This window comes from Acidovorax sp. KPB24-03 (assembly GCF_057546605.1).
Genome location: NZ_BAAJYR010000379.1, coordinates 1 through 3343 on the forward strand (window position 1 = coordinate 1; position 3343 = coordinate 3343).

At 71.9% G+C, this 3343-nt stretch carries 3 protein-coding genes; all 3 read right to left on the reverse strand.

Annotation, left to right across the window (positions count from 1 at the left end):
• Nucleotides 1-970: asparaginase (locus AC27KI_RS21220; RefSeq protein WP_487115688.1), on the reverse strand; the 970-nt coding region annotated here is incomplete at its 3' end.
• 75 nt (nt 971-1045) lie between these two features.
• Nucleotides 1046-1984, reverse strand: a complete 939-nt coding sequence (locus AC27KI_RS21225) for an adenylate/guanylate cyclase domain-containing protein (RefSeq protein ID WP_284431236.1) — start codon at nt 1982-1984, stop codon at nt 1046-1048.
• 185 nt (nt 1985-2169) lie between these two features.
• Nucleotides 2170-3153, reverse strand: a complete 984-nt coding sequence (locus AC27KI_RS21230; RefSeq protein WP_487090515.1) for an LD-carboxypeptidase — start codon at nt 3151-3153, stop codon at nt 2170-2172.
• Nucleotides 3154-3343: the final 190 nt, after the last annotated feature.

Genomic DNA, 3343 nt, shown 5'->3' on the forward strand with positions numbered 1-3343 from the left:
GGGCACGCCCCGCGCGCCTCAGCAGCGGCGCGGCACGCCAGGGCGCCAACGCGGCGCGCTGGGCGTCATTCATCCAGCCCAGCTGGTCCAGCACCTCGACGGCGGCGGCGATCTGCGCGTTCATGTTGCCGTCCATGACCTTGAGCGCGAAGGCCTCGCCCCGGCTGCGGCTGCCCAGCACCTGCACGCCATCGGCGCCCGTCTTGGACACCCAGTCGCCCCCGCCGGCCCGCATGAAGTCGGCATCGTGCCGCCCCGTGCCCGAGCCCAGCACAGGAAACGCCACCATGGCATCGGCCAGCGCCGCCAGGTGCGGGCCCAGGTCGCTGTCCTGCGGGGCTTCGCCGGCCAGCCGGGCGTAGCCCCGCGCCAGGTGCGCCAGCGGCATGGCGTAGTTGGGCGCCGAGCAGCCGTCGACGCCCATGGCCAGCTCTTCGGGTGCGAGCCCTACGGCGCTGGCGACCTGCTCGCGCACCTGGGTCTGCAGCGGGTGCGTGGGGTCGGTGTAGTCGGGCAAGGAGAGGCCCTGCTGCACGCAGTACGCAACGAACCCCGCATGCTTGCCGCTGCAGTTGTGGTGGCGCTCGTCGTGCACGGCGCCGGGCGCCAGCGTGCCCAGCCCGAGCGCCGCGAACAGCGGCACGTGGCAGCCGCAGCGCAGCACGGTGTGGGCCTGGCCCACGCTGTCGAGCATGCCCTGCACCACCTGCACGTGCTGCGCTTCGCCGTTGTGGCTGGCGCACAGCAAGGCCAGTTCGCGCTCGCCCCAGGCGAGGGCGTGCACGCCCCCGGACCGCAGCAGCGGCAGGGCCTGGAAGGCCTTGATGGTGGAGCGGGTGAACACCCGCGCGCATGGGTCGCCCACCTGCGCGAGCAGCCGGCCCTGCCGGTCCACCACGGCCACCGAGCCGGCATGCAGGCTTTCAGGAATGCCGCCACGGGTGAGTTCGATCAATGGGGCATGGTGCATGGGGCAACTCGCTTTGGTTTGGGTGCTGGGCCTGCCCCACGGGCAGGCAGATGGAAAGATCCCGGCGCTGCCGCGTCAGTGCGGCAGCACGGTGCCGCCCGACACGCGAAAGCCCACCGTCGGCCCGCCGGCCACCTTGCCCAGCGGCACCCCGAGGGCGATCACCCCCGTGCCATGCAGCAGGCAGGCGTCGCGGCGCAGGTTGACGACGGTGCTGCCCCCCCCGAAGTGCACCCAGGTGCCGAAGCTGCTGAGGTCGGTGAGCACGAAGGTGCCGTTGCGCCAGTCGATGCGGGCATGCAGGCGCGAGACCCGGGGGTCGCCCACATGCACCTGGGCCTGCGTGGCGCGGCCCAGGTGCACGGGCGTTTGCGTGGACAGGAAGGCGCGGTGCGCGCCGCCCCAGGACAGTTCCAGGCAGGCGCTGCCGGAATCGAGCGGCATCACCGCGCTGGGCAGCGCCGCCTGCATGGTGACCGAATCGCCCTCCTCGCCATCGCGCCATTCGACCTGGTACATGACGATGGGCTCGGACCGCCCGCGCAGGTCCATGGCGCCCAGGCGCACGAACCAGGTGCCGTCCACCGCTCCCGCCTGCTCCACGGTGCTTTCGGTGGCCCAAATCTCGCGCGGGCCTGCACGCTCGGACAACCGGGCGGCCACGTTGACCGCGTCGCCGTAGCAATCGCCGTCCACCTGCACGATCTCGCCACTGGCCAGGCCCGCCCGCAGGTCGAGGCGCAGTTCTCGCGGCCAGGCGTGCATGCGGTGGTGGTGGCTGCGCATCATCGCGGCCATGGCGGCCACGCCGGCCGCGCCGTCCTCGAACACGCCGAGCACGCCGTCGCCCAGCGTCTTGACCACGCGGCCGCCATGGGTGGTGACGGTCTCGCCGATCCAGTCGGTCAGCTGGGTCACGGCGGCGGTCGCACGTGCGTTGCCCACAGCCTCGAACAGGGCGGTGCTGCCCGCGATGTCGGCGAACACGACGGTGTGCACCGCGCCGCCCGTCATGGCGCGGCCTTCCGGCGAGCGCCTGGCCGCGTGGTGGCGCCAGGGCCTTCAAAGATCAGGGATGCGTGCACGCAACACGCGAACAGACGAGGCACGGAGGGGAAAGAATGGAAACGGAATGCAAATTATGGGGCCGGCTCGGGCGGCCTGCAGCGGGGCATGGAAGGTGGCCCCGCCCACGTTCCTCAGTGGGTGTGGCCCCAGTACAGCAGCGCGTCGCGCCCCTCGACCGACAGCGACACCGTGGCGCCCACGGGCAGCAGCACCTTGGTGGCGACATGGCCGTAAGGCAGGTTGGTCAGCACCGGCGCCTTGATCTGCGTGCGCAGCCAGTCCACCACGCTCTGCAGCTTGAATCCCTTGTCGTGCGGTGCGAGCTTGTAGCCGGTGAACTGGCCCAGGATCACGGCCTTTTGCTGCGCCAGCACGCCCGCATGCAGCAATTGCGTGAGCAGGCGCTCCACGCGGTAGGGATGCTCGTTCACGTCCTCGATGAAGAGGATGCCGCCGCGCACCGCCGGCAGGTAGGGCGTGCCCACCAGCCCGGCCAGCACGGCGAGGTTGCCGCCCCACAGCTGCGCGCTTTTCAGGTAGACGTCGCGCACCGCGGGCTGGCCGGCGGCGCTGGGCTTTTCGGCGTTCATGCGCCAGCCGCTGCCCTCGCCGTGGCCGGTGAGCAGGTCGTCCAGGCAGGCCAGCACGATGTCGTCGGGCTCGCCTTCCGGGCCTAGGTCTCCGCACAGCGAGGGGCCAGCCCAGGTGATGGCGCCGGTCTTGGCCAGCAGTGCGTTCTGGAACGCCGTGAAATCGCTCACGCCGACGAAGCGCGTGCCCCCCGCAACCGCCTTGGCCACCGCCTTGTAGCGGATGCCCGGCAGGATGCGGGTGATGCCATAGCCGCCGCGCGAGATCAGGGCCAGGTCGGCGCCGCTGGCCGCCGCGCGGTGGATGGCCGCCAGCCGGGTGGCGTCGTCGCCCGCGAAGCGCGTGTGCGTGGCCAGGGCATCGGCATCCACCTCGACCTCGTGCCCCAGGGCCTTCAGGCGGGCGATGCCGCGCTTGAACGCCGCCTTGTCGCGCACCGCGCCGGAGGGCGAGTAGATGTAGATGTGCCGGGGGCCGTGGTCGTGGCCGCAATGGGCGTGGTCGTCATGGGATGCAAGGGACAAGGCATTCAGGCCGCGCGGGCCTGCTCCGGTGGATGCGGTGTGTGCGCCGGTGCGGCCGGCGCGCTAGGGTCGGAAGTATTCCACAGCCCGCGCGGCGATTTCGGCGCCCTGCTCCGGCACGAAATGCCCCGCACCGGGCACTGCCAGCGGCGGCGGGCTGCCGCGCACCAGGGCCTGCAGGGATTGCATG

Excerpts from the sequence above, each read along its gene's own strand:
- AC27KI_RS21225 (WP_284431236.1), bottom strand. The coding sequence starts at position 1,984 with ATGACGGGCGGCGCGGTGCACACCGTCGTGTTCGCCGACATCGCGGGC.